The sequence below is a fragment of the Kitasatospora sp. NPDC058406 genome (assembly GCF_042722765.1).
GTDB lineage: Bacteria > Actinomycetota > Actinomycetes > Streptomycetales > Streptomycetaceae > Kitasatospora.
Genome location: NZ_JBHXKE010000140.1, coordinates 1 through 24,831, shown reverse-complemented (window position 1 = coordinate 24,831; position 24,831 = coordinate 1). Strand labels below are relative to the sequence as shown.

At 71.1% G+C, this 24,831-nt stretch carries 22 protein-coding genes and 1 rRNA gene; 17 read left to right on the top strand and 6 right to left on the bottom strand.

Features of this window, described 5'->3' with window-relative positions; genetic code table 11:
* From rrf to pstB, 9 genes are all read left to right on the top strand, one after another.
* Positions 1-88 (top strand): 5S ribosomal RNA (rrf, locus tag ACFWOG_RS25305); the annotation flags it as partial.
* A 126-nt stretch (positions 89-214) separates the two neighbouring features.
* Entirely contained in the window at positions 215-1,216 is a 1,002-nt protein-coding gene (mshD, locus tag ACFWOG_RS25300; RefSeq protein ID WP_380361081.1) for a mycothiol synthase, read from the top strand.
* Between the two features lie 416 nt (positions 1,217-1,632).
* The gene (locus ACFWOG_RS25295; protein ID WP_329884030.1) at positions 1,633-3,810 is read left to right on the top strand and encodes an RNA degradosome polyphosphate kinase; all 2,178 of its coding nucleotides are present in this window, start codon (positions 1,633-1,635) and stop codon (positions 3,808-3,810) included.
* Positions 3,811-3,960: 150 nt separating this feature from the next.
* Positions 3,961-5,079 (top strand): CHAD domain-containing protein, encoded by a 1,119-nt coding sequence (locus ACFWOG_RS25290; RefSeq protein ID WP_329884019.1) that lies wholly within the window; start codon positions 3,961-3,963, stop codon positions 5,077-5,079.
* 1 nt (position 5,080) lies between these two features.
* The gene (locus tag ACFWOG_RS25285) at positions 5,081-5,560 is read left to right on the top strand and encodes an NUDIX hydrolase (protein ID WP_380361080.1); all 480 of its coding nucleotides are present in this window, start codon (positions 5,081-5,083) and stop codon (positions 5,558-5,560) included.
* 244 nt (positions 5,561-5,804) lie between these two features.
* Positions 5,805-6,941, top strand: coding sequence for a phosphate ABC transporter substrate-binding protein PstS (gene pstS / locus ACFWOG_RS25280; protein WP_329950637.1), 1,137 nt, complete (start codon positions 5,805-5,807; stop codon positions 6,939-6,941).
* A gap of 146 nt (positions 6,942-7,087) precedes the next feature.
* A complete protein-coding gene (gene pstC / locus ACFWOG_RS25275) occupies positions 7,088-8,068 on the top strand; it encodes a phosphate ABC transporter permease subunit PstC (protein WP_329884017.1) in 981 nt (326 codons plus the stop codon).
* Positions 8,065-9,141 carry a phosphate ABC transporter permease PstA gene (gene pstA, locus ACFWOG_RS25270; protein ID WP_329950636.1) on the top strand — a complete coding sequence of 359 codons (1,077 nt, stop codon included), beginning with the start codon at positions 8,065-8,067 and terminating at the stop codon, positions 9,139-9,141. Before pstC ends, pstA begins: the two co-directional genes overlap by 4 nt.
* Positions 9,142-9,207: 66 nt before the next feature.
* Positions 9,208-9,984: a phosphate ABC transporter ATP-binding protein PstB gene (gene pstB, locus ACFWOG_RS25265; protein WP_329884014.1), complete on the top strand. Its 777-nt coding sequence runs from the start codon at positions 9,208-9,210 to the stop codon at positions 9,982-9,984.
* A 218-nt stretch (positions 9,985-10,202) separates the two neighbouring features.
* Here the strand turns inward: pstB and ACFWOG_RS25260 are convergent, their stop codons facing one another.
* Together ACFWOG_RS25260 and ACFWOG_RS25255 are read right to left on the bottom strand one after the other, a co-directional pair.
* Complete coding sequence (locus ACFWOG_RS25260) at positions 10,203-11,201, bottom strand: inorganic phosphate transporter (protein WP_329884013.1); 999 nt, start codon at positions 11,199-11,201, stop codon at positions 10,203-10,205.
* 5 nt (positions 11,202-11,206) lie between these two features.
* Positions 11,207-11,827, bottom strand: coding sequence for a DUF47 family protein (locus ACFWOG_RS25255; protein WP_329884012.1), 621 nt, complete (start codon positions 11,825-11,827; stop codon positions 11,207-11,209).
* A gap of 393 nt (positions 11,828-12,220) precedes the next feature.
* Here ACFWOG_RS25255 and ACFWOG_RS25250 point away from each other — a divergent pair, with 393 nt between their 5' ends.
* On the top strand, positions 12,221-12,682 hold the full coding sequence (locus ACFWOG_RS25250; protein ID WP_380361079.1) for a metal-sensitive transcriptional regulator: 462 nt from the start codon (positions 12,221-12,223) through the stop codon (positions 12,680-12,682).
* A gap of 152 nt (positions 12,683-12,834) precedes the next feature.
* Here ACFWOG_RS25250 and ACFWOG_RS25245 read toward each other — a convergent pair whose 3' ends face one another.
* Together ACFWOG_RS25245 and ACFWOG_RS25240 are read right to left on the bottom strand one after the other, a co-directional pair.
* Positions 12,835-13,041: a hypothetical protein gene (locus ACFWOG_RS25245; RefSeq protein WP_380361078.1), complete on the bottom strand. Its 207-nt coding sequence runs from the start codon at positions 13,039-13,041 to the stop codon at positions 12,835-12,837.
* 283 nt (positions 13,042-13,324) lie between these two features.
* Positions 13,325-14,224 (bottom strand): hypothetical protein, encoded by a 900-nt coding sequence (locus ACFWOG_RS25240; RefSeq protein ID WP_380361077.1) that lies wholly within the window; start codon positions 14,222-14,224, stop codon positions 13,325-13,327.
* Positions 14,225-14,420: 196 nt separating this feature from the next.
* On the opposite strand from ACFWOG_RS25240, the gene ACFWOG_RS25235 reads away from it, so the two are divergent.
* Positions 14,421-14,612, top strand: coding sequence for a hypothetical protein (locus tag ACFWOG_RS25235; RefSeq protein WP_329950633.1), 192 nt, complete (start codon positions 14,421-14,423; stop codon positions 14,610-14,612).
* 84 nt (positions 14,613-14,696) lie between these two features.
* On the opposite strand, the gene ACFWOG_RS25230 is transcribed toward ACFWOG_RS25235, so the two are convergent.
* The gene (locus tag ACFWOG_RS25230; protein ID WP_380361076.1) at positions 14,697-15,413 is read right to left on the bottom strand and encodes a phosphatase PAP2 family protein; all 717 of its coding nucleotides are present in this window, start codon (positions 15,411-15,413) and stop codon (positions 14,697-14,699) included.
* 194 nt (positions 15,414-15,607) lie between these two features.
* A complete protein-coding gene (locus tag ACFWOG_RS25225; RefSeq protein WP_380361082.1) occupies positions 15,608-16,789 on the bottom strand; it encodes an NlpC/P60 family protein in 1,182 nt (393 codons plus the stop codon).
* Positions 16,790-17,037: 248 nt separating this feature from the next.
* Between ACFWOG_RS25225 and ACFWOG_RS25220 the strand changes: the two genes are divergently transcribed.
* The 6 genes from ACFWOG_RS25220 (at position 17,038) to ACFWOG_RS25195 (ending at position 24,722) form a co-directional block, all read left to right on the top strand.
* Entirely contained in the window at positions 17,038-17,388 is a 351-nt protein-coding gene (locus ACFWOG_RS25220; RefSeq protein WP_329884006.1) for a hypothetical protein, read from the top strand.
* Between the two features lie 227 nt (positions 17,389-17,615).
* The gene (locus ACFWOG_RS25215) at positions 17,616-18,437 is read left to right on the top strand and encodes a hypothetical protein (RefSeq protein WP_329950631.1); all 822 of its coding nucleotides are present in this window, start codon (positions 17,616-17,618) and stop codon (positions 18,435-18,437) included.
* Positions 18,427-19,731: a hypothetical protein gene (locus tag ACFWOG_RS25210; RefSeq protein WP_380361075.1), complete on the top strand. Its 1,305-nt coding sequence runs from the start codon at positions 18,427-18,429 to the stop codon at positions 19,729-19,731. Before ACFWOG_RS25215 ends, ACFWOG_RS25210 begins: the two co-directional genes overlap by 11 nt.
* A 7-nt stretch (positions 19,732-19,738) precedes the next feature.
* On the top strand, positions 19,739-21,313 hold the full coding sequence (locus ACFWOG_RS25205) for an SCO6880 family protein (RefSeq protein WP_329884003.1): 1,575 nt from the start codon (positions 19,739-19,741) through the stop codon (positions 21,311-21,313).
* 18 nt (positions 21,314-21,331) lie between these two features.
* Positions 21,332-22,681 carry an ATP-binding protein gene (locus tag ACFWOG_RS25200; protein WP_329884002.1) on the top strand — a complete coding sequence of 450 codons (1,350 nt, stop codon included), beginning with the start codon at positions 21,332-21,334 and terminating at the stop codon, positions 22,679-22,681.
* 247 nt (positions 22,682-22,928) lie between these two features.
* The gene (locus ACFWOG_RS25195) at positions 22,929-24,722 is read left to right on the top strand and encodes a bifunctional metallophosphatase/5'-nucleotidase (RefSeq protein ID WP_329950628.1); all 1,794 of its coding nucleotides are present in this window, start codon (positions 22,929-22,931) and stop codon (positions 24,720-24,722) included.
* Positions 24,723-24,831: the final 109 nt, after the last annotated feature.

Sequence of the window (24,831 nt, the reverse complement as noted above, 5' to 3'; positions counted from 1 at the left end):
CGGTTACATTCCGAACCCGGAAGCTAAGCCTCACAGCGCCGATGGTACTGCAGGGGGGACCCTGTGGGAGAGTAGGACGCCGCCGAACAATCATTGTGGAGAACCCCTGTCCGGGATACGGACGGGGGTTCTTTGCGTTTCCCCCCGATTCCCGTTGACGTATCGTCAGGGCATGGACGACGGAACGCCGACAACGGGCGACACAACTGGCTCTGTGACCGGACCTGCCACCGGACCTGCGGCGGACGGCGCCGCAGTCGTTGCGACCGAGGTGCTGCGGCCGGAGCAACGTGACGGCGCCCTACGCGTCCTGGAGGACGCGCAGGCGGTGGACGGCCGCGCGGCGGTCTCGGAGCAGGGTCGGCTGCGTCTGCGCTCGTCGGAGACGGCCCGGCCAGGGGTGATCCACTTCGTCGAGACCGAGACCGAGACCGAGACCGAGAGCGTCGTCGGCTACGGCCAGTTGGAGGTACCGGAGGGGACCGGCGCCAATCCCTCCGCCGAGCTCGTCGTCGCCCCGGTCTCGCGCGGCCGCGGTCTGGGACGCCCGCTGGTGGACGCCGTCCTCTCCCGGGCCCACCGGGCCGGCCGGGAGTCCGTGGACTTCTGGGTGCACGGCGGGCATCCGGCCGCCAGGCACCTGGCCGGGCAGTACGGGGCCGAGCTGGTCCGGGAGCTGCGGCAGATGCGCCGGACCGGACCGCAGACCGAGGCGGTGGCCCTGCCCGACGGGGTCGAGCTGAGGACCTTCCGCCCCGGCGAGGACGACGCCGAATGGCTCCGCCTCAACGCCCTCGCCTTCTCCCACCACCCCGAGCAGGGCGCGTGGACCGAGCGGGACCTGGCAGACCGGCTGGCCGAGCCGTGGTTCGACCCAGCCGGTTTCTTCCTCGCCACCCGGGACGGCCGGGTGGTGGGCTTCCACTGGACCAAGGTGCACCCGGCGACCGAGGCCGGGCCCGCCCTGGGCGAGGTGTACGTCGTCGGGGTCGACCCGGCGGAGCAGGGCAGCGGGCTCGGCAGGGCACTCACCGCCGCCGGCCTGCGGCACCTGACGGGCACCGGGGCCGGCGAGCGCGGGCTGGAAACGGTATTGCTGTACGTCGACGCCGACAATCCGGCCGCTGTGCGGGTATATGAACGACTGGGATTCACGATTCACGAGATCGACCTGATGTACCGGGCCCGGTACTCCGACAGCCGAAGCCGCAGCTGAGGCCCAGGAGCGCCGACCGAGGCCCCGGGAGCAGGACGGGTCCCCGCCGGAAGCACGAGGAGGGAGGTCCCGGGGTCCCCGTCGGACGGCCCCACCGAGGCGACCCGGAGGCATCACGCGGCCCGGCGGACGGATAGCGGAGAAGGTGGGGCCGAGGCAACGGTAGTGCGCCTACACCCCGGCCCCGACCGCCTCAGCTTTCCTCCTGGCCATGCGGTGTTTACCGTGGATTCAATTAATGCCGCGAAGATCACAGGATGAAGTCCGTAGTGTCTCGCTCGTGCAGCATCGGCCGACACCCGCTGGCCGGTCCTGTGGCGACCGCGCCGGGTGGGTGGGCGTTGGCGCTGGGCGAGGACGACGGCCCGCAGAGCAATTCGCGTTCGGACGCCGTCCTGCTGGAGGAGCTGGAGCCCATGAGCATCCCCCGCCCCGTCTCTGCCCCGCTGTCCCCGCCCGCCCGGTTGTCCAGTGCGCTCGGCATTCCGCCCGAGCTGCCGGCCGCGGACGAGCAGGACTTCGAGGAGCTGCCGCAGGGCCGCTTCCTGGACCGCGAGCGCAGTTGGCTCGCGTTCAACGAGCGCGTACTGGAACTGGCCGAGGACCCAGGGATCCCCCTGCTGGAACGGGCCAAGTTCCTGGCGATCTTCGCCAGCAACCTGGACGAGTTCTTCATGGTCCGGGTGGCCGGCCTCAAGCGCCGGATCGCCACGGGAGTGGCCCAGCGCAGCGCCTCGGGCCTTCAGCCGCGCGAGGTGCTGGACCTGATCTGGACCCGTTCGCGCGAGCTCATGGCGCGGCACGCCGCCGCGTTCCAGCAGGAGGTGCTGCCGGACCTCGCCGCCGAGGGGATCGAGGTGGTCCGCTGGTCCGAGCTCGCCGAGAAGGAGCAGGCGCGGCTGCACTCGCTGTTCCGGCAGAAGATCTTCCCGGTTCTCACCCCGTTGGCGGTGGACCCGGCACATCCCTTCCCGTACATATCGGGGCTGTCCCTGAACCTGGCGGTCGTCGTGCGCAACCCGGTCTCCGGGCACAAGCACTTCGCCCGGGTGAAGGTGCCGCAGTCGCTGGCCCGCTTCCTGGAGGCCTCCCCGCAGCGGTACGTGCCGCTGGAGGACGTCATGGGGGCGCACCTGGAGGAGCTCTTCCCCGGCATGGAGGTGCTCGCGCACCACGCCTTCCGGGTGACCCGCAACGAGGACCTCGAGGTCGAGGAGGACGACACCGAGAACATCCTCAAGGCTCTGGAGAAGGAGCTCATGCGGCGGCGGTTCGGCCCGCCGGTGCGGCTGGAGGTCGAGGAGTCGATCGACCCCTACATCCTGGACCTGCTGGTGCGGGAGCTGAACATCACCGAGGCGGAGGTCTTCCCGCTGCCCGGTCCGCTCGACCTGACCGGTCTGTTCGGCATCGCGGAACTGGACCGGCCGGAGCTGAGGTACCCGAAGTTCGTGGCGGGCACCGCCCGCGGACTGACGGACGTGGAGTCGGCCTCGCAGCCGGACATCTTCATGGCGATGCGGGAACGGGACGTGCTGCTGCACCACCCGTACGACAGCTTCTCCACCTCGGTCCAGGCCTTCCTGGAGCAGGCCGCGGCCGATCCCGACGTGCTGGCGATCAAGCAGACGCTGTACCGGACCTCCGGTGACTCGCCGATCGTCGACGCGCTGATCGACGCGGCGGAGTCCGGCAAGCAGGTGCTGGTCCTGGTCGAGATCAAGGCACGCTTCGACGAGCAGGCCAACATCAAGTGGGCCCGCAAGCTGGAGGAGTCCGGCTGCCACGTGGTCTACGGCCTGGTCGGGCTGAAGACGCACTGCAAGCTGTCGCTGGTGGTCCGGCAGGAGGGTGACACCCTGCGCCGTTACTCCCACGTCGGCACCGGCAACTACCACCCGAAGACGGCCCGGCTGTACGAGGACCTCGGTCTGCTGACCTCGGACCCGCAGGTCGGCGCGGACCTCTCGGACCTCTTCAACCGGCTCTCCGGATACTCGCGCCGCGAGTCGTACCGTCGGCTGCTGACCGCGCCGCGCGGTCTGCGGGACGGTCTGGTCTCGCGGATCCACAACGAGATCGCCAACCACCGGGCCGGCCGTCCGGCGCACGTGAAGATCAAGGTCAACTCGATCGTCGACGAGGCCGTGATCGACGCGCTGTACCGGGCCTCGCAGGCCGGGGTGCCGGTGGACGTCTGGGTGCGCGGGATCTGCGCGATCCGGCCGGGGGTGCCGGGGCTGAGCGAGAACATCCGGGTGCGCAGCATCCTGGGGCGCTTCCTGGAGCACTCGCGGGTGTTCGTCTTCGGCAACAACGGCGATCCGGAGGTGTGGATCGGCAGCGCCGACATGATGCACCGCAACCTGGACCGCCGGATCGAGGCGCTGCTGCGGATCACCGACCCGGCGCACCGGGCGGAACTGTCGGGGCTGATCGAGCTCGGCATGTCGGACGAGACGGAGTCCTGGCACCTCGGGGCGGACGGATCGTGGACCCGGCACGCGCAGGACGCCGAGGGCAAGCAACTGCGGCACGTCCAGGACCTGCTCATCGACTCGCGTCAGCGTCGCCGGGCCGTCACCGCCCGGTGAGGGCCGGTCGCCGCCACGACCCCGCTGACGCGAGACGCGACGACGCGACCGCGCGATCCACTGACGCGAGCCGCTGAGCGGTAGGGAGCCGCTGAGCGGTCGGCCACCAGCCCCGGGGACGGCCCCGGGGGAACGGGGATCTACCTAGTCATGACCGATGCGCCGATGACGGCCCAGGCGGCCTCCACCGCGACCGCCGGGGACATCCTCTCCAGCCATCTCACCGCCCTGGCGGGTGCGTTCCTGCGCGCGCTGCCGCTGGCCGTGGGCGAGGTCGGCGCCAGACCGGGGGCGTCCGTCGTCCCGTCCGGGGGGACGGACGACCTGCTGCGGGCGGTGCGGCGGATCAACGGGCTGCTGCACACCTTCGGCGCGGTCCTCGAACCGGGCTGGACGCAGGAGTCCCGGACCGATCTGCGCTGGCTGCTCAACCTGCTGGCGCTGGAGCCGGGGTACGTGCGGCGGGCGTCCCGGCTGCTGGGTGCGCTGGACGGGCTGAACGGCAGCGAGGCGGACGGTCCGGGGATGCTGGCCGGCCACGTGGGGGCGCCGAAGGCCCGGGCGCTGCTGGACCGGCAGCTGACCCTGGCACGGACCAGGGCGCACTCGACGGTGCTGCAGGAGCTGCGGTCGGCACGGCTGCACGCGCTGGCGGACCGGATGACGCTGCTGGTGGCGGATGCGCCGCTGGCGGAGCAGGCCGGGGGCCGGGCGGGCGCGGTGCTGCTGCCGCAGGCGGGGGCCGCGCTCACCGCGCTGGCGGTGAGCGTCCAGCAGCTGCCCCTGCAGCGTGCGGCCACGCCGTACGGAGGGGACGGACTGCGCCGGCTGGCGGCCGTGGCGCACACCGTGCCGGCCCAGGGGCAGGAGGCGCCGAAGGCCCGGGGCGCGCTGGACGCGGACGCGGCGCTGGCGGCGGACGACGCGCCGTGGCACCGGGCGCGGGTCCTGGTGAAGCGGGCCAGGTACGCGCTGGAGGTGTGCGGGCGGCCGTCGACGGTGCTGGACGAGCTGGACGGGGTGCTGGCGCGGCACCAGGAGGCCTCGGACGCGGCGGTGACGGCGGCGACGGCGGCGCGCACGCCGCGGATCACCCCGGCGACGGCGTACGTGCTGGGCGTGGTCCATGCCGACCAGCGGCTGGAGGTGGAGGCGGCCCGGTACGCCTTCGGGCGCCGCTGGCCGGAGCTGCCGCCCGGTCCGGAGGCCTGGCTGGAGCTGCCGCCGGCCGACGGCTGGGGGACGGCGGCGGAATCCCGGACGGCCTGAGGTGGGGAGACGGTCGGCGGTCCCCGGCCGGGGACCGGTGGTGCTGGCGGCCGGGGCCGTGCTCTGGCTGCCGGGACGGGTGAAGAGGAGCGGTCGCCTGGGGCGGCCCCGGATCGCGGTGATCCACCGGCCCAAGTACGACGACTGGAGCCTGCCCAAGGGGAAGCTGGACCGGGGCGAGGGCGTGGTCGAGGCCGCGCTGCGCGAGGTGTGGGAGGAAACCGGGTTCACCTGCGTGCTGGGGGAGGAGCTGCCGGCCCAGCACTACCTGGCGCAGGGCCGTCCCAAGGAGGTCCGGTACTGGGCCGCGGTGCCGGGGGCGGGGGAGTTCCGGCCGAACCGGGAGGTGGACCGGCTGGAGTGGCTGCCGGCCGGGAAGGCCCGGGCCCGGTTGACCCACGAGCGGGACCGCCGGCTGGTCGACGCGCTGCTGGAGCTGTTGGGGGCGCGGCCGGTCCGGTCGGCGTCCGCGGAGTCGTGAAGGAACGGTGGAAGTGATCTCGCCGCGCCCGGGTCGTGACGCAACCGTTACTACCTGACGTAGTTTCCTGCCATCCGTTCGAGGTTCACTCTCCGTTCACTTACGACCGGCTGACGCGTCACCTACCCGGCTTAACTTCGGTGTCACCGGAGGGCCGAACAGGCCCCGGACCACAGCAGAACCCGCGCTCCGCCGTGTCGTGCACGGCCCGCGCGCAGGGCAATGCCACAGAAAGGGACACCCTGTGAAGCTCCAGCGGAACGGCCGCTCCAAGGCCCTCGCGATCGGTGCCATGGCGCTCGTCAGCTCGCTGTCGCTCGCCGCCTGCGGTTCGGACGAGAACACCACCACCACCGGCGCCTCGGGCAGCGGCTCCGCCGCCCCGGCCGCCAAGATCGAGTGCGGCCCCAAGCCGGCCGCGCTGCTGGCCGCCGGCTCCACCGCGCAGGGCAACGCGATCGACGTCTGGAAGACGAACTTCGCCGCTGCCTGCAAGGAGTCCTCGGTCAACTACGGCGGCGGCGGCTCGGGCGCCGGTGTCCAGCAGTTCACCCAGGGCAAGGTCCAGTTCGCCGGTTCCGACTCGCCGCTGAAGCCGGCCGAGGTCGACGCCACCAAGGCGATCTGCACCGGTGGCCAGGGCATCAACCTGCCGCTCGTCGCCGGCCTGATCTCGATCGTCTACAACGTGGACGGCGTGGACAACCTGGTCCTCGACGGTCCGACCACCGCCAAGATCTTCGACTCGCAGATCACCAAGTGGAACGACCCGGCGATCGCGGCGCTCAACCCGGGCGCCAAGCTGCCCGACGCCGACATCCAGGCCGTCCACCGTACGGACGACTCCGGCACCAACGAGAACCTGACCAAGTACTTCGCCAAGGTCTCCAACGGCGCCTGGGCCTACCCGGCCGCCAAGGCGTGGGCCGGCAAGGGCGGGCAGGGCGCGAACGGCTCCGCCGGTGTCGCGGCCCAGGTGAAGCAGGTCAAGAACTCGATCAGCTACGCCGAGCTGTCCTACGCCCAGTCCAACAACCTGAAGAGCGCCGCCATCAACACCGGCGCCTCCAAGCCGGTCGAGGCCACCGCCGCCAACGCCGCCACCACCTTCGCCAAGGCGAAGATCGCGGGCACCGGCAGCGACCTGGCGCTGACCCTCGACTACGGCACCAAGGACGAGGGTGCCTACCCGCTGGTCCTGGTCACCTACGAGATCGTCTGCGACAAGGGCAACAAGGCCGAGAGCCTCGACGCCCTGAAGGCGTTCCTGACCTACGCGGCCAGCGACGCCGGGCAGAAGGCCGTCGGCGAGGCGGGCTACGTCCCGCTGCCGAAGGAGCTGACGGACAAGGCCAACGCGATCATCCCGACGCTGGCCTGACCTCAGCAGGACCTCCGATGGAGCGGCCCCGTGGACGAGGGGGGCCGGGGCCGCTCCACCGGACGCATTGACCTAGAAGCACGTCCGGGGCACCGCCGCCAGGGTGCCGCCCCCTCGGGGCAGCACCACCAGACCGGAGTAGACCAATGACTTCAAACACCCCTGCCGCCCCGCGAGGCAGGGAACGCCGCAAGCGTGACAGCCGGGTCGGCGACAAGATCTTCATGAACCTGTCCCGCGGGTCGGGCATCCTGCTGCTGGTCATCATGGCCGCCATCGCAGGCTTCCTGACCTGGCGCGCGGGTATCGCGCTGACCAAGAACGAGGGCAACTTCCTCACCACCTTCGAGTGGACGCCTGACGCCCCGAAGCCGGTCTTCGGCATCGCCGTCCTCGCGTTCGGCACCATCGTCAGCGCGGCGATCGCGATGGCGATCGCCGTCCCGGTGGCCATCGGGATCGCGCTGTTCATCTCGCACTACGCCCCGCGCCGGATCGCCCAGCCGTTCGCCTACCTGGTGGACCTGCTGGCGGCCGTGCCCAGCATCATCTACGGCCTCTGGGGCGCGCTCTTCCTGGTGCCGCACCTGTACGGGCTGACCAGCTGGCTGGACGAGTACCTCGGCTGGACGTACATCTTCGACCAGTCCAAGGTCGGCACCGCCCCGCGCACCCTGTTCACCGTCGGCATCCTGCTGGCCATCATGATCCTGCCGATCATCACCGCGGTCAGCCGCGAGGTCTTCCGGCAGGTGCCGCGGATGCACGAGGAAGCGGCGCTCGCGCTGGGCGCGACCCGCTGGGAGATGATCCGGACCTCGGTGCTGCCCTTCGGCCGCCCCGGCATCATCTCGGCCTCGATGCTCGGCCTCGGCCGTGCGCTCGGCGAGACCATCGCCGTCGCCGTCGTGCTCTCCGCCAACAACTCCCTCTCGCTGCACCTGCTCGACCCGGGTGGCGGTACCTTCGCGCAGAACATCGCGCTGAAGTTCAGCGAGGCCCAGCCCTTCGGCCGGGACGCGCTGATGGCCTCCGGTCTCGTCCTGTTCGTGATCACCCTGCTGGTGAACGGTGCCGCGCGGCTGATCGTCGCCCGCCGCAAGGAGTACTCGGGGGCCAACGCATGAGCGCCGCGACCACGTCCGTTCCGGCGGACGCCCGCCCGGTCGACCGCCCGCTGACCGCCAACCGGCTCCCCAAGTGGGCCCCGGCCGCCATCGCCGCCGGCTCGATCGCCCTCGGCTGCGGCATCGGCCTGGTCGGCGGCCTGGAGAGCAAGCTCCAGTGGGGCCTGATCTCCGCGATCCTCTTCCTGGGCATCAGCTACGGGCTCGCGGCCCAGGTCGAGGGCCGCCGGCAGGCCAAGGACCGGTTCGCGACCTCGCTGGTCTGGGTGGCCTTCATCCTGGCCGTCATCCCGCTGCTCGCGCTCGTCACCTACACCGTCCAGCAGGGCGCCGAGGTGGTGGACAGCTACTTCCTGACGCACTCCATGAAGGGGGTGCGGTACTCGGGCCCCGGCGGTGGCATCTACCACGCGCTGATCGGCACCATGCAGCAGGTGCTGCTGGCCACCCTGATGGCGGCGCCGATCGGGCTGCTCACCGCGGTCTACCTGGTCGAGTACGGCCGGGGCACGCTCGCCAAGGCGGTCACCTTCTTCGTCGACGTCATGACGGGTGTCCCGTCGATCGTCGCCGGTCTGTTCATCCTGTCCCTGTGGAACATCGCCCTCGGCTTCAGCTACTCCGGCTTCTCGGGCAGCCTCGCGCTGGCCATCCTGATGATGCCGGTCGTGGTCCGCTCCACCGAGGAGATGCTCAAGCTCGTCCCGAACGAGCTGCGCGAGGCGTCGTACGCACTCGGTGTGCCGAAGTGGAAGACCATCCTGCGGATCGTCCTCCCCACCGCCATCGGCGGCATCACCACCGGTGTGATGCTCGCGGTCGCCCGCATCACGGGTGAGACCGCGCCGGTGATGATGCTGGTCTTCGGCGGGGACATCATCAACACCAACCCGTTCGACGGACCGCAGCAGTCGCTGCCGATGTACATCTGGCAGCAGTACGCCATGGTGAACAACGACTTCGGCTACGCGCGGGCCTGGGGTGCCGCGCTCGTGCTGATCGCCTTCGTGATGGCGCTCAACCTCATCGCCCGGGGCATCGCACGCTGGCGCTCGCCCAAGGGCGGACACTGACCGACTGACGTACGACCGGCATCTACGAGCGGCCCCCGGCCGCGGGCTGAAAGAAGACGAAAGAACATGGCCAAGCGCATCGACGTCAGCGGACTGTCCGCCTTCTACGGCAGCACCAAGGCCATCGAGGACATCTCGATGAGCATCGAGCCCCGCTCGGTGACGGCCTTCATCGGCCCCTCGGGCTGCGGCAAGTCGACCTTCCTGCGGACCCTCAACCGGATGCACGAGGTGATCCCCAACGCCCGGGTCGAGGGCAAGGTCCTCCTCGACGACGAGAACCTGTACGGGTCGACCGTCGACCCGGTCGCCGTCCGCCGCGCGGTCGGCATGGTCTTCCAGCGCCCGAACCCGTTCCCGACCATGTCGATCTACGACAACGTGGTCGCCGGGATGAAGCTCGCGGGTGTTCGCAAGAAGTCCGTCCTCGACGGTGTCGTGGAGAAGTCCCTCAAGGGCGCCAACCTCTGGAACGAGGTCAAGGACCGCCTGAACAAGCCGGGTGCCGGCCTCTCCGGCGGCCAGCAGCAGCGCCTCTGCATCGCCCGCGCCATCGCGGTCGAGCCCCAGGTCCTGCTGATGGACGAGCCCTGCTCCGCCCTCGACCCGATCTCCACCCTCGCCATCGAGGACCTGATCGGCGAGCTGAAGGAGCAGTTCACCATCGTCATCGTGACGCACAACATGCAGCAGGCGGCCCGCGTCAGCGACCGCACCGCCTTCTTCAACCTGGCCGGCGTCGGCCAGCCGGGCAAGCTGATCGAGCTCGACGACACGCAGCGGATCTTCTCCAACCCGTCCGTGCAGGCGACCGAGGACTACATCTCGGGCCGCTTCGGCTAGACCGCAGCACCCCGTCGAAGCCGGTCTCCGGCCTCCGGCCTCCGGTCCCCGGTGGCCGGTCTCCGGTCTCCGGGCCGGCAACGCCCGGAGACGGCCGACGGACCAGAGCTGCTTCGCGGTGCTGCATGGCGGTGCCGCCGCGGAGCATGGAAAAGGGCCCGCCCCCGAGATGTGGGGGCGGGCCCTGTCACGTCCGCAGGGTTCGGGGCGCCGGCCCGTCAGCCCCAGAACAGGTGGACGAACCAGTACACCAGCGCCGCGACGAGGGCGGCCGCCGGCATCGTGATGAACCAGCCGAGGACGATGTTCTTGGCGACGCCCCAGCGCACCGCGCGGATCCGCTTGGTGGCCCCCGCGCCCATGATCGCCGAGGTGATCACGTGGGTGGTGGAGATCGGCGCCTTGAAGACGAACGACGTGATGTACATGACGGTCGAGGCGGTGGCCTCGGCCGCGAAGCCCTGCGGCGGATCCAGCTCGATGATCTTCCGGCCGAGGGTCCGCATGATCCGCCAGCCGCCCGCGTAGGTGCCGAGCGAGAGCATGGTGGCGCAGGAGATCTTCACCCAGACCGGGATCGGGTCGCCCTCGGACTCGTGGCCCGAGATGGTGAGGGCCATGACCACGATGCCCATCGTCTTCTGGGCGTCCTGCAGGCCGTGCGCGAGGGCCATGGCGGCGGCCGACGCGGTCTGGGCGACCCGGAAGTTGCGCTTGGCCCGGTGCGGGTTGGCCCGCCGGAAGATCCAGAGGATCGCCAGCATCACCAGGAAGCCGCCGACCAGGCCGACCACCGGCGAGACGATCATCGGAATGATGATCTTGTCGATGACCCCGTTCCAGATCACCTCGGTACCGCCGGCCAGCGCCGCACCCACCATGCCGCCGAACAGCGCGTGCGAGGAGGAGGACGGCAGACCGAAGTACCAGGTGACGAGGTTCCAGGCGATCGCTCCGACCAGCGCGGCGAACAGGATCGCCATCCCCTGGTTGCCGGTCGGGGTCTCGATGATGCCCTGGGAGACGGTGTGCGCCACCCCGCTGCCCAGGAAGGCGCCCGCCAGGTTCATCACCGCGGCCATCGCGAGCGCGGCCCGGGGGGTGAGCGCCCGGGTGGAGACCGAGGTGGCGATCGCGTTCGCCGAGTCGTGGAAGCCGTTGGTGTAGGTGAAGAAGAACGCAACGCCGATGACGGCGATGAGTGCTGCGGTGTCCACGAGGGTCAGGACTCCTTGACCGCGATGGTCTCCACCGTGTTGGCGACGTGCTCGAAGGCGTCCGCGGCCTGTTCGAGGACGTCCACGACCTGCTTGAGCTTGAGCACCTCGATGGCGTCGTACTGGCCCGAGAACAGGTGGGCGAGCAGCTTGCGGTGGATCTGGTCGGCCTGGTTCTCCAGCCGGTTGACCTCGATCCAGTACTCGGTCAGGTTGGACATGCTGCGCAGGTTCGGCATCGCCTCGCAGGTGAGCTCGGCAGCCCGGGCCAGCACCTCGATCTGCTGCTCGATGCCCTTGGGGAGGGTCTGGATGTCATAGAGGACGACCAGGTCGACGGCCTCCTCCATGAAGTCCATGATGTCGTCCAGCGACGAGGCGAGGTTGTAGATGTCCTCCCGGTCGAAGGGCGTGATGAAGGACGAGTTCAGCTGGTGGAAGACCGCATGGGTGGTGTCGTCTCCGGCGTGCTCGGCGGCGCGCATGCGCTCGACGATCTCCGCGCGGGCCGACACGTCTGATCCCAGCAGTTCCAGCAGGAGCTTCGAACCGACGACCAGGTTCTCCGCGGCAGCGGTGAACATGTCGTAGAAGCTCGTCTCCTTCGGGGTCAGGCTAAAACGCACGGAAATCTCCGATGTGCGGGGTAGGGGACTGAACGATGCTAGGTGCAACCAAGCGCAATTGCGCAAACGGGGTGGTCGAAGAGGAGCCGGAACTTCCCCTTCCGTTCGGCTGCCGCAGCCGTGGGCCCGGCCTGCATCCCAGGTGTGGGCGTGAGCCCCCAGTCTGACGGAACCTCGCCCGGATCGCCCCTGCCGTGCGCCGGGAAGACCGGGGTGTTCCCCGGACGGGGGAACCGCGCCCGCGCCCGGGCGCGCGCCCCGTCCGCGCCCCGCCCCCGCCGCGAACCGCTCCTCCGTACCGGCCGACCGGTACGGAGGAACACCACGACCGGCCCCGGTGTTGGACACTGGATGCCGACGCAGCCACCCAGGCACTCAGACGAAGGCGGGCCGATGACCACCACGCAAGCGCGCACCGAGCCGGAGCCGGCGCCGGCGGCCGGGGCGGAGGCGCATGGCGAGCAGACCGCGCCGGACGCGACCACGTCGGCCGCCGTCACCGCCGTCGCCACCGAGCCTGCCGGCGCCGCGGCCACCGCCGACGCCGTCGGACACCACGGTGCCCACGGGGGGCCGCACGGGTACACCGCCCGGAAGGACGCCCACCTCAAGCGGCTGCGCCGGATCGAGGGCCAGATCCGCGGCCTGCAGCGCATGGTCGACGAGGACGTCTACTGCATCGACGTGCTCACCCAGGTCTCGGCCAGCACCAAGGCCCTCCAGTCCTTCGCGCTCTCGTTGCTGGAGGAGCACCTGCGGCACTGCGTCGCCGCTGCCGCCGAGGAGGGCGGCACCGAGCTGGACGCCAAGGTCGCCGAGGCCACCGCGGCCATCGCCCGCCTCCTGCGCAGCTGAACGCGCGGCCGGGGCACGCCCCGGCCGTCCGACCGACGGCCGCCCCGTTCCCCGCCGCCCTGCTTCGGGCTGTCCCGCTTCCGGCCGTCCTGGTCCCGGTGGGCCACTCCCGGCCGTCCCGGCTCATGGTACCCGGCCGGTCGCTCCCGGTCTCAGTCGTCGAGCTCCAGGCCGTTCCGCACGGGCCCGGTGACCGAACCGCCGTCGGGCCGGTCGAGCAGGACCTCGTCGATCCGTTCGGTCGGCAGACGGTCGCCGCTGCTGGCCGTGGCCGCGATCATCAGCTCCCCGGCCAGCTCGATCTCGTCGAGGGCCGCGTCGTCGTGGCCGCCGCTGCGGCTGCCCGTGGACGACATCACCTGCACCAACCCCTTCAGCGCCTCGCCAGCCCGGGCGGCAGCCACCCGGCGTCCAGCCTAGGCACTCCGGAGCCCGCCCACATGGCACGGACGGGCCATCTCGGAGCCGCCGAAACGGGTGGCCCGGCAGGTATCCCGGGCCCACCCGGTCCGACGGTGTCCCCTTTCGCCCCGCTCCCGGCCCCCGCGCCGGGTCCCCTCCTCCGGCCTCCTTCTCCGCGCCGCGCCGTCGCGCCGCCCGGCCGCCGGGCTGTGGGCCGGGACGCGGCCGGGCCACCGGGCCCTACTTCGGGCTCTCGGTGGGCTTCATCGCGTAGATGTCGGAGACCGGCGGCTCCGCGGCCTCCACCGGCTTGCCGAAGTCCGTCAGCGAGGTGGTCGAGACCACCTTCACCTGGTCCTTCGCCTCCTTCGAGCCGGCCACCCCGGCGAAGGTGAAGACCTCGACCACCTTGTGGAGCCGGCCCTGCTCGTCCAGCCAGGCGTCGTACGGGACCTCCTTGACCGTGAAGGTCTGCGCCGCCATCCGCAGCCCGTCCCCGCCCCGTCCGCCGGTGGCGTCCGCCGCCTTGGTGAGGTCCAGGGTGCCGCGGTAGTGCTTCAGGGCCGCCCCGCCGACCGTCTCGGTGCCGACCAGTTCCGCCTGCTGGGCGCCGCGCAGCGCGCCCGCCGCGGAGGCCGGGTCGGTCGCGCCGCCGCTGACCAGGTTCCCGTCCGGGAGCTGGCGGACGTCGAGCTTGACCCACTTGCCCTCGGGCACCTTGGCGCCGCTGTTCTGCAGGTAGACGGTGCCCGGCAGGAGCACCTCGACGATCTTGCCGGTGGTCGCCGCGCCCGGCGGCACCTGAACCTCCAGCCGGCCGATCCGCTTCACGTAGTCGTAGCCGCCGGTGCCGGTGAAGACGGCCTTCTTGTCGGCCGACTCGGTCACCAGCTCGGTGGCCGCGTGCGCGGAGCCGGTCCGGCCCGTGATGTCGGCGGCGTTGCGGACCGCCGTCAGCGGGTCGGCGGCGAGCCGGTCCGGGCTGCTGCTCGCCTGCTGGTCGGCGGAAGCGTCGCCGGCGCCGTCCGAGCAGCCGCTCAGTCCGGTCAGGACGGCGGCGAGCAACGCGGCCCCCGCCGCCGGCCGCAGCCGCGGCCCGGACCGGCCGGTCCGCCGGCCACTGCGCTGTTGGTCGGTCATCTTCATCCTCGCGACAACCCCCTCGGGCCCGACTGCCCCGCCGGCCACCAGTGGATGGGCAGAGCTCTTTCCGGGCAAACGAGTTGACGTGAGAAGGGTTACGCGGGAACCGGCGCGCGCCGGATGTCGCACGCCGGAGCACCGGATACCTCCCGGGCGTCGCGGTCTGGGGCTCTGGAGCGTTACGGTGAAGCACGTGCACAGTGAGCTGCCGGCCAAACCCGGCACCACCCGGATGCCCGAGCACCGTGTCGCGATCAGCGAACACGGTTCCTTCTGCTTCGCGACCTGCGTCTGCGGCTGGTTCTCCCCGGCCCGCCGCTCGCGTGACCTCACCCGGCGGGAGGCCGCCGACCACCTCGCCGCCAGCGGCGAGGAGGACGGATAGGCCGGAGGGGTCCGGGGCCCCTCCGCGCTCCGCCCGACGAGGCTTCGGGGGCGCTGTGGTGCGCGGGGGAGGGCCCGTGGCGGCTCAGGCCGCCAGATCGGACTCCGGCGGCTGTTCGTCGGCCCGGACGGAACCCCGCGGGCCGCCGCCGCGCCGGCGCCCGCCCGGTCGTCGGCCACCGCCCTGCGGGGCGCGGATCAGCGGGGCGAGAGCGGTCCGGCCGATCGCATGGCAGAACGGGACGAGCACGGCCATCGCGATCGGCGCCAGCAGCAGGACCACCGCCGTCGCGAGCGCGAAGCCGCCGATCACGTCGGTGGGGTAGTGGACGCCCATGTACATCCGGCAGAAGCCCTGCAGCAGGGCCAGCCCGCCGGCGATCCAGCCGAGCCGCCGGTTCACGAGGAACAGCGCCACCGCGATGCCCATCGACATCGTGGAGTGGTCGCTGACGAAGGAGTACGTGCCCTCCTTGCCCTCCACCAGCACGTCCAGGCCGGCATGGTCGACGAAGGGCCGCGGGCGGTCCACGATGGCCGAGATCGGCAGGTTGGCCACCTCGGCGATGGCGACCGCGAGCGGGGCCCAGAGCAGCCCGGCGACGGCCACCGGGGCGTCCGGACGGCGTCTGGCCCGGAGCCAGCCGGTCAGACCGAGCAGGGCGAGGCCGAGCAGGATGCCGTACTCACCGATCCAGGACACCGCGTGGTCCAGCCAGGCCGGGGAACGCCTGGCCAGGCCGTTGACGGCGTAGAGCAGGCCGAGGTCGGGGTTGGTCGTGTCGGCAAGCGGCGTCGACACGCCGCACCTCCTTCTGGTCCGCAGCACCTGATCGTTCCGGCCGTGGTCCGCGCAGCGCCGCCCAGGTCAGGCGGGCTGACGCGGGACCATCCGACACAACGTCATAACCGGTGCACAGCGTTCCACGGAAACGCGCGGTTATGGAAACTTGACTCAGCGTCCACAGTGCACTCACACCGCGCGGGCGGGCGGGGTCAGCTCTTTGCGGGCCTTTGACCTGCACCTGCCGTGACGGGGCCGGTGGCGATCGGGGTCCTGGCCGCCGCCGGAGCGGGGGTCCCGGCCGGGTTCGGGGCGGGGGTCGTCGGGTTCGGGGCGGGCGCGGTCGGGGCCGCCGGGTCGCCGGGACGGCTCGGGGCGATCACGGTGCCCTCCGCGTCGCGCATCGGCAGCGCCTGGGCGGCGTCCGACGCGACGCGGGTCGCCCCGATGTACTCGCGGGTGTCGATCTTGTCGTAGCGGATCACCGCGTTCGTGTGCGGCGCGTTGATCATGTAGCCCCCGCCCACGTAGATGCCGACGTGGTGGATGCTGCGCGGATCACCGAGGTCGGTCGCCCAGAACACCAGGTCCCCCGGGCGCAACTGGTCGCGGGAGGGGTGCGGCCCGGCGTACCACTGGTCGTTGGCGACCCGGGGGAGCTTGATCCCCACGCTGGCGTACGCGGCCTGGGTCAGCCCCGAGCAGTCGAACCGCCCGTTCTGCGAGGGCAGCCCCTCACCGCCCCACTGGTAGGGGGTGCCGAGCTTGGTCTGCGCGAAGTAGATCGCGGCCGCCGACTGCGAGGAGACCTCCACCGGTGCGACCGGTGCGGCGAAGCTTCCGGCCGTCGCCAGGATGTTCCGCACGTAGCCCTGGGTCTCCTTGTACGGCGGAACGCCCTGGTACTTCGTCACCGCGCCCGGACCGGCGTTGTAGGCGGCCAGCATGTTGGACTGGCGGTCACCCGGGACCTTCGCGACGTAGGCGGCCAGCGCGCAGTCGAAGGTGGCCGCCGAGGCGATCGCGTCCAGCGGGTCCCAGGGGTCCTTCCGGCCGTCGTTGTTACCGTCCGTTCCGTAGGCCGACCAGGTGTCAGGCATGAACTGTGCCAATCCCTGTGCCCCCACGTAGGAACGGGCCCGTGGGTTGAAACCGCTTTCCTGGTAGAGCTGTGCCGCGAGCAACGGCGGTGAGAGGTCGGGGCAGAGCTGTCCCCACTGCTGGATCGGCCCCTGGTACGCCGCCGGAACGGTTCCCGGGGAGAGGCCGGCGCGATTGCCCGACTGTTGTGGTGTCCCACTCGCCGCAAACGTCCCGACGGTCACCAGACCGACGAAGCCGATCAGGACAACTCCCGCAGCGGCGGCGGCCGTACCGGCCTTCCGGAGTACCATCAGCACCATCCCGACGAATCGTCAGTCGAAGTGTCCCGGAAGGCGTTGCTCACCGCAATCATCAGAGATACAAAGAGTGAGCGCTATCCTTCGTACGGTGGACATCCTCGCGTACGTGTCCGATGCCTCACGACCAATCTGCGAGAAGTAGCCAAGTCGACATCAGATCTGGCCAAGAATAGGTACTGACCCTTCGCGCGGGCGGGGTCTGGGCCCTTGAATTTGCCTGATCGGGCGGTGAGATGGAAATGGACCTGAGCAGCGTGAACAGCATCGCGATCGGCCACTTGGCCGAGGACCCTCCCAAGAAGCCGAATATCGACACCATCATCGGTGGGATCGCCCCGGACTGGGGCCCGTTCGCGAGCCTCGGGTCCGAGGCCCGGGTGATGGTCCAGGTCGTCATGGCCGTCGCGATCCTCGCCTGCCTCGGCCTCGCCGTCTGGGGTGCGGCCAAACAGCGGATCGGCGCCACCGCGATGCGTGACAGCTTCGGCGCCGAACAGGGCAAGGGGCTGATCATCGCCGGGCTGACCGGCGTGTTCATCATTGGATCACTCGGCACTCTGTTCACCATTGTGTACGGCATGGCCATCTGACGATCGGACAGATCGGGTGGTGACGGTGCGGGGAGACGGGGAACCGCCCGTCGCCGGGCCGACCGACCACCCGGCACGGTCGACCGTCCGACCGGACGGCCGTCCGGTCGACCGGGATCCGCCGGAGTCCCCCCGGGAATCCCGCCCCACCACCTCTCCCTCCGCGCCCGCCCCCGGGCGGAGGGGCCCCCGGAGCCGCCCCGGCTCCCCGCACCAGGAGGGCCGCCGTGCCGTTGTCCGACGACCAGCCGCACACTCGCACGCGGCTGCCGGTCGGTGAACAGCCCTCCTCCCTGGCGGCCGCCCGTCAACCCAGGCCGCTGCGCACGCTGCTGACGGTCCTGGTGGTCGTCACGCTCCTGGTGGTCGCGATCTCCATCGCCAACCGGGGCAAACCCGACCCGTCCGGCACCCCCGCGGGCGGCTCCGCCGACCGGGCCACCTCGACCGCCACCACCGGCGCGGGCCCCGCGCCCAGCGGCGACCAGCCCGTCGCCACCACCGCCAACGGCATCGCCGCAGGCTTCCCGCACACCGACCAGGGCGCCCAGTCGGCCGCGGCCAACTACGCGGTGGCCATCGGCTCCGCCGACATGTTCCGCACCGACAGCCGCCACACCATCGTCGCCACCATCGCCGACCCCACCGCCACCCCGACCCTCCAGGCCCGCCTGGACCAGGGGTTCGGCGGTGACACCGTGACCCGCTACGGACTGGACGCCCAGGGCCGCGCACCCAAGGGGCTCACCTTCGTCAGCCGTACCGTGCCGGTCGGTACCAAGTCGGTCGGCTACAGCGAAACGGAGACCAAGGTCGAGGTCTGGTGCACCGGCCTCACCGGCCTGGCCGGCGAACGATCGGTCCTGCCGGTCGTGGCGAACTGGTTCACGCTCACTTTCACCCTCCGCTGGACGGGCAGCGACTGGAAGCTCACCGACTACGCCAGCCGGCAGGGCCCCGCCCCCATGCCCGGCGACCAGCAGGCCGCCACCGCCGAGGAGATCACCGGCGCCGTCCAGCAGTTCGGGGGTTTCCGCTATGCCCGTTGACCACAGCACCACCCGGTTCCTGCCTCGCACCGGAGGAGTGCTCGGAGCTCTGGTGGTCCTGCAGACCGCTGCTCTTCTTCTGGCATCCCATGCATTCGCAGAACCCAGCCCAAGCGCCACTCCAACCCCTAGCCCTACGGCGTCGCCGAGCGGCAATGATTGCGACGTGCTTCCCCTGCCGGGAAGCGGTGTCTACTGCGCCTCCAAGCCAGGCGGTGGCTCCGTCCCCGGGAGTGGGACGGTGGGGAGTGTGACCGATCCGCTGGGGTCGTTGGCGAAGGGGTGTGCGCAGGCGGCGGCGTGGGTGGTGCGGAAGCTGTCGGGGGCGATCGACGGGACGACGGAGGTGGACTTCACCAACGCGTCGTTCCTGCAGCAGTACGCGGTGGTGTTCGCCGCGTCGACGATCATCACGCTGGTGCTGTGGCTGCTGGCGGTGACCAAGCGGGCGGTGCGTGGAGCGCCGCTGGCGACGGCGGTGTCGGAGGCGATCGGGTTCCTCTGGCTGACGGTGGTGGCCTCGGCGTTCACGCCGCTGATCCTGTACACCGTGGTGAGTGCGACCGACGGGTTGACCAAGGCGGTCGCGGTGGGGACGAAGTCGGACACCGGGACGTACCTGGGCGGGTTCGCGGACACCCTGGAGAAGGGTGACATGGGCGGCGGGCCGCTGATCCTGATCATCGTCTCGCTGGTGGCCGTGCTGGCGGCGGCGGTGCTCTGGATCGAGCTGCTGATCCGGGCGGCGATGCTGTACGTGGGCGCGCTGCTGGGGACGGCGGTGTACGCGGGCCTGGTGGACAAGCAGCTGTGGAAGCACGTGCGTCGCTGGGCGGGGCTGATGGTGGCGGTGGACCTGGCGAAGCCGATCATCGTGATCATCCTCGGGCTGGCCGGTGCGGTGGCAGCCGGGGCGGGTGCGGACGACGACTTCGCCCGGGTGCTGTCGGGTCTGGCGATCCTCTTCCTGTCGATCTTCGCGAGCGCCGCCGTGTACCGGTTCGTACCGGGCTTCGGCGACGAGATGGTGAACATGCGCCAGGCCCGGGCCAGTGCGGTGTCGGCCGGGTCGGCGATGATCAACGGGACCGCGAACCTGATGAAGCAGGGCATCACCACCCACGGCGACCGCGGCGGGCAGCCTGGCGGCGGGGGTGGGGGTGCCGGTGGCGGTTCGGTCGCACCGGGCATCGCCGCCCACGCGTCGCGGACGCCCGCGCCACCGCAACAGGCCGGGCCGCCGGCCCAGGCCTCGGGTCCGCTCCGCGACAGCAATCCAGCGAAGGGAGGGTGACGGGTAAGTGAGCAGCGAACCGCTCGGCCAGTACGGGGCCCAGTACGCCCAGTCGTACGTGCACCAGCGTCGTACCTATCTGATCGGCAAGGCCCGCCCCAACGCGCCGATCGGCCGGAACAGGGAGTCCGGCGAGATCGTGCTGATCATCTTCGGCGCCTTCCTCGGCATGGTCTGGGGCCTGATGATGCCGATCCTGCCGCTGCGGATCGGGGGCCTGGTCGGCCTGCCCCTGCTGGCGATCGCGGCGGTGTACGTGCCGTACCGGCGCCGGACGTTCTACAAGTGGGTGGAGATCAACCGCACCTACCGCCGGACGGTCCGCAGCGGGCGGGGTGTGTGGAAGTCGGACGCGATGGACGCGGGGACGCGGCTGGACGGCCGCGAGGTGGAGATCGGCCCGCCGCCGGGAGTCGGACGGCTGCGCTGGCTGGCGGCGCCGTTCGGGCCGGACGAGGTCGGGGTGCTGATGCACCTGGAGCGGCGCACGGTGACGGCGGCGATCGAGATCGAGGGCCCGGGCGTCGGCCTGCGGGACTCGGAGGACCAGGAGGCGCTGGTCGACCGATTCGGGACGCTGCTGAAGCACGTCGCCAACGGGGACGGCTTCGTGACCCGGCTGCAGATCCTCGCCCGGACGCTGCCGGCCGACCCGGACGCGCACGCCAAGGACGTGGAGCGGCGCGGGGACCCGGACTCGCCGCGCTGGCTGATGGAGTCGTACGACCAGTTGCAGTCGATGGTGTCGACCTCCTCCGAGCAGCACCGGGCGTACCTGGTGGCCTGCATGCACTACACCCGTGACCTGGCGGCCGAGGCGCACGCGATGGGCCGGACCGCGAACGGGCGGCGGACCCGGGACGACGAGGGGCTGGCGGCGGTGATGGCCCGCGAGCTGACCGACATCTGTGCGCGGCTGGCGGAGGCGGACATCCGGGTGCGGCAGCCGCTGGGCCAGGCGCGGCTCTCCTCGCTGCTGCACTCGATGTACGACCCGGACCACCCGATCGACCACATCCAGGCGATGTCGAAGCGGAACGCCTGGCCGGCCGAGCTGGACGCCACGCACCAGCAGTACCTGCAGGCGAAGACCCGCGAGTCGGTGACCCGGGAGCCCTGGTGCCACGCGACGGCGTGGGTCAAGGAGTGGCCGCTGACCCCGGTGGGCGTCAACTTCCTGGCGCCGCTGCTGGTGCACACCCCGGACGTGATCCGGACGGTCGCGGTGACGATGGACCTGGAGCCCACCGACGTCGCGATCGAGCGGATGCTCACCGAGAAGACCAACGACGAGGCGGAGGCCAGCCGCGCCGCCAAGATGAACCGCACGGTCGACCCGCGCGACCTCGCCCACACGGGCCGGGTGGACCAGCGCGGCGACGACCTCGCGTCCGGTGCGGCCGGGGTGAACCTGGTCGGCTACATCACGGTCTCCTCGCGCAATCCGGAGGCGCTGGCCCGGGACAAGCGGACCATCCGCGCCTCGGCCGGCAAGAGCTACCTCAAGCTGGAGTGGTGCGACCGCGAGCACCACCGCGCGTTCGTCAACACCCTGCCGTTCGCCACCGGCATCCGCCGCTGATCCACCTGGAGGCCCCGCATGGCGATCGGTAACCTCACCGACGCGTTCACCAGCCTGATGTACGGCAAGGTGGAGACCACGCGCCTGCCCGTGCGCACCTCCACCGGGCAGGCGCAGGCGGTCTACCTGCCGACCGCCGCGCCCGGACTCGGCGACTCGGGCGTGATCATCGGGCGCGAGGTGTACAGCGGCAAGGGGTACGTCTACGACCCGTTCCAGCTGTACGGGCAGCAGCTGCCGGCGCCGCACTGGCTGGTGCTCGGCGAGTCCGGGAACGGCAAGTCGGCGCTGGAGAAGACCTACGTGCTGCGCCAGCTGCGCTTCCGGGACCGGCAGGTGGTGGTGCTGGACGCGCAGGGCGAGGACGGGGTCGGCGAGTGGAACCTGATCGCCAACGCGCTCGGCATAAAGTCGATCCGGCTGGACCCGATGGCGGCCCGGGACGGCGGGGTGAAGCTCAACCCGCTGGACCCGGCGATCACCCAGACAGGGCAGCTGTCGCTGCTGCGCACCATCGTCGAGGTGGCGATGGGGCGGGGTCTGGAGGAGCGGGCCGGCTTCGCGCTGAAGGCCGCGCACGCGCACGTGGCGGCCAACGTCCTGGACCGGCAGCCGGTGCTGGACGACATCATCGACACCCTGCGCAATCCGGCACTGGCCTCGGTGGAGTCGCTGGGCGTGGCGGTGGACGAGGTGCAGTCGTGGGGTCTGGACGTGGCGCTGGTGCTGGACCGGCTGGTCGACGGTGACCTGAGGGGCATGTTCGACGGGTCGACCACCGACGGCATCGACCTGGACGCGCCGCTGATCGTCTTCGACCTCTCGCACATCGACCGGAACTCGATCGCGATGCCGATCCTGATGGCGATCGTCGGGGTCTGGCTGGAGCACACCTGGATCAGGCCGGACCGGAAGAAGCGGATCTTCCTGGTCGAGGAGGCCTGGCACATCATCAACAGTCCGTTCGTGGCCCAGCTGTTCCAGCGGCTGCTGAAGTTCGGCCGCCGGCTGGGCCTGTCGTTCGTCGCCGTGGTCCACCACCTGTCGGACGTGGTGGACGGTGCGGCGGCCAAGGAGGCCTCGGCGATCCTGAAGATGGCCTCGACCCGGACGATCTACATGCAGAAGGCGGAGGAGGCGCGGGCCACCGGCCGGGTGCTGGGTCTGCCGCGCTGGGCGGTGGAGATCATCCCCACACTTTCGCCGGGCATCGCGGTCTGGGACGTCAACGGGAACGTCCAGGTGGTGAAGCACATCATCACCGAGGCCGAGCGGCCACTGGTCTACACCGACCGCGCGATGACCGAGGACGCCGTCGCCGAACGGGTGCGTGCAGAGCGTCAGTTGGCGTCCGAACCGGGCGTCTGAGCCCGGTTCGCCGGCGGCCCCGACGGGCGCCCGGCCGCGCTCCCCGCGAGCGGCGGCCGGGGTGCGCTGGGGGCGTGCCGGCGGGGAAAGTCCGGCGACGATTCGTCAGTAGGTAACCCTGTCGTTACGTCCAGGGTCCTGACAGCTACGCGCGTTGACTCTAGGCTGCACTCGCGCAACGACACTCAGCGCCCCTACGGACCCGTCCACAGCCGGGCGCTCTCTCTCAGGTGCAGGGGACCCCTTCATGCTCTCCGTCAGATCCCGACGTGCGGCGCTGGCCGTCATCGCCGCCGCCGGCCTGGTGGGCACGGTGGCCGTGCCCACCGCGGCCCAGGCCGCGGACGCCAAGCGTCCCAAGACCGTCAACCTCCAGTTGCTGGCCATCAACGACCTGCACGGCAACCTGGAGGCCCCGGCCGGCTCGTCCGGCACCATCCGCGAGATCGACCCGGCCACCGGCCAGCCCGTCAACACCCCGGCCGGCGGCGTCGAGTACCTGGCCACCGCGCTGCGCGACGCGCGCATACCGGCCGACGACTCGATCACCGTCGCCGCCGGCGACCTGGTCGGCGCCTCCCCGCTGACCTCGGCGCTCTTCCACGACGAGCCCACCATCGAGGCGCTGGACAAGCTCGGCCTGGACGTCACCTCGGTCGGCAACCACGAGTTCGACGAGGGCGCCGCCGAGCTGCGCCGCCTCCAGGACGGCGGCTGCCACCCGGTCGACGGCTGCTACGAGGAGGGGCGCAAGTTCAAGGGCGCCAACTTCAACTACCTGTCGGCCAACGTCACCGACGAGAAGACCGGCAAGCCGCTGCTGGCCCCGTACTGGGTGACCAAGTCGCAGGGCGTGAAGGTCGGCTTCATCGGCGTCACCCTGGAGGGCACGCCGAACATCGTCACCGCCGAGGGCGTCAAGGGCCTGAAGTTCGGCAACGAGGTCGCCACGATCAACAAGTACGCCGCGGAGCTGAAGGCCAAGGGCGTCAACTCGATCGTCGCGCTGATCCACGAGGGCGGCCTCCCGGCCAGCAGCACGTACAACTACGACTGCGGCCCGGCCGGCCAGGGCATCTCCGGCCCGATCGTCGACATCGCCAAGAACATCGACCCGGCGGTCGGCGCCATCGTCACCGGTCACACCCACAACGCGTACGCCTGCACCATCCCGGACCCGCAGGGTGTGCCGCGTTCGGTGACCAGCGCGGCCTCCTTCGGCCGGCTCTACACCGAGATCGACCTGAAGCTCGACAAGACCACCGGCACGATCGTCCGTCCGTCGGTCAAGGCCGAGAACCACATCGTGCGCCGCACGGTCGCGAAGGCCCCGGACATGACGGAGCTGATCGCGCACTACTCCAAGCTGGCCGCGCCGATCGCCAACCGCCCGATCGGTTACATCGCCTCGGACATCAACGGCCGCGGCAACAGCGACCCGGAGAAGCCGCTCGGTGACGTGATCGCCGACGCCCAGCTGGCCGGTCTCGCGCCCGCCGACAAGGGCGGCGCGCAGATCGCCTTCATGAACCCGGGCGGTATCCGCTCAGACCTGGTCTTCAAGGCCAGCGGCGCCGAGGGCGACGGGGTGGTGACCTACGGCGAGGCGTTCACCGTCCAGCCGTTCACCAACATGATGCAGGTCAAGACGCTGACCGGCGCCCAGCTGATCCAGCTGCTCCAGCAGCAGGTGAGCGGTCCCAACGAGGCCTCGCCGAAGATCCTGCAGTCCTCCAAGGGCCTCACCTACACCCTGGACATGCGCAACAAGGGTGCCGAGCGGCTCGTCGTCGACTCGGTTCGGCTGAACGGCGCGCCGATCGACCCGGCCGCCAAGTACCGGGCCGCGGCCAACGAGTTCCTGGCCGGCGGCGGCGACGGCTTCCCGGCCTTCGCGGCCGGCACCGACAAGCTCGTCGGCGCCTCCGACCTGGACGTCTTCGCCGCGTACCTCGGTGCCAACAGCTCGGCCGCCGCGCCGCTTCAGGCGCCGGCGCAGGACCGCATCAAGGTCATCGGCCCGGGCAGCAGCATCGGCTGACCGTGAGTCGGTCGGGGCGGGGGGCCCGGGGGGCGCCCCCCCCCCCGGGGGCTTCCGGGCCTGGTTGCCCTCCCCCCCCCCCCGACCCGCCCGGCGGGCCGGGCGGCCC

Coding starts and splice junctions, on each gene's coding strand:
- ACFWOG_RS25250 (WP_380361079.1), top strand. CDS start 12,221: ATGACCACCACGCAAGCGCGCACCGAGCCGGAGCCGGCGCCGGCGGCC.
- ACFWOG_RS25240 (WP_380361077.1), bottom strand. CDS start 14,224: ATGACCGACCAACAGCGCAGTGGCCGGCGGACCGGCCGGTCCGGGCCG.
- ACFWOG_RS25295 (WP_329884030.1), top strand. CDS start 1,633: ATGAGCATCCCCCGCCCCGTCTCTGCCCCGCTGTCCCCGCCCGCCCGG.
- ACFWOG_RS25195 (WP_329950628.1), top strand. CDS start 22,929: ATGCTCTCCGTCAGATCCCGACGTGCGGCGCTGGCCGTCATCGCCGCC.
- pstA (WP_329950636.1), top strand. CDS start 8,065: ATGAGCGCCGCGACCACGTCCGTTCCGGCGGACGCCCGCCCGGTCGAC.
- pstC (WP_329884017.1), top strand. CDS start 7,088: ATGACTTCAAACACCCCTGCCGCCCCGCGAGGCAGGGAACGCCGCAAG.
- ACFWOG_RS25225 (WP_380361082.1), bottom strand. CDS start 16,789: ATGGTACTCCGGAAGGCCGGTACGGCCGCCGCCGCTGCGGGAGTTGTC.
- pstB (WP_329884014.1), top strand. CDS start 9,208: ATGGCCAAGCGCATCGACGTCAGCGGACTGTCCGCCTTCTACGGCAGC.
- ACFWOG_RS25200 (WP_329884002.1), top strand. CDS start 21,332: ATGGCGATCGGTAACCTCACCGACGCGTTCACCAGCCTGATGTACGGC.
- ACFWOG_RS25210 (WP_380361075.1), top strand. CDS start 18,427: ATGCCCGTTGACCACAGCACCACCCGGTTCCTGCCTCGCACCGGAGGA.
- ACFWOG_RS25290 (WP_329884019.1), top strand. CDS start 3,961: ATGACCGATGCGCCGATGACGGCCCAGGCGGCCTCCACCGCGACCGCC.
- ACFWOG_RS25220 (WP_329884006.1), top strand. CDS start 17,038: ATGGACCTGAGCAGCGTGAACAGCATCGCGATCGGCCACTTGGCCGAG.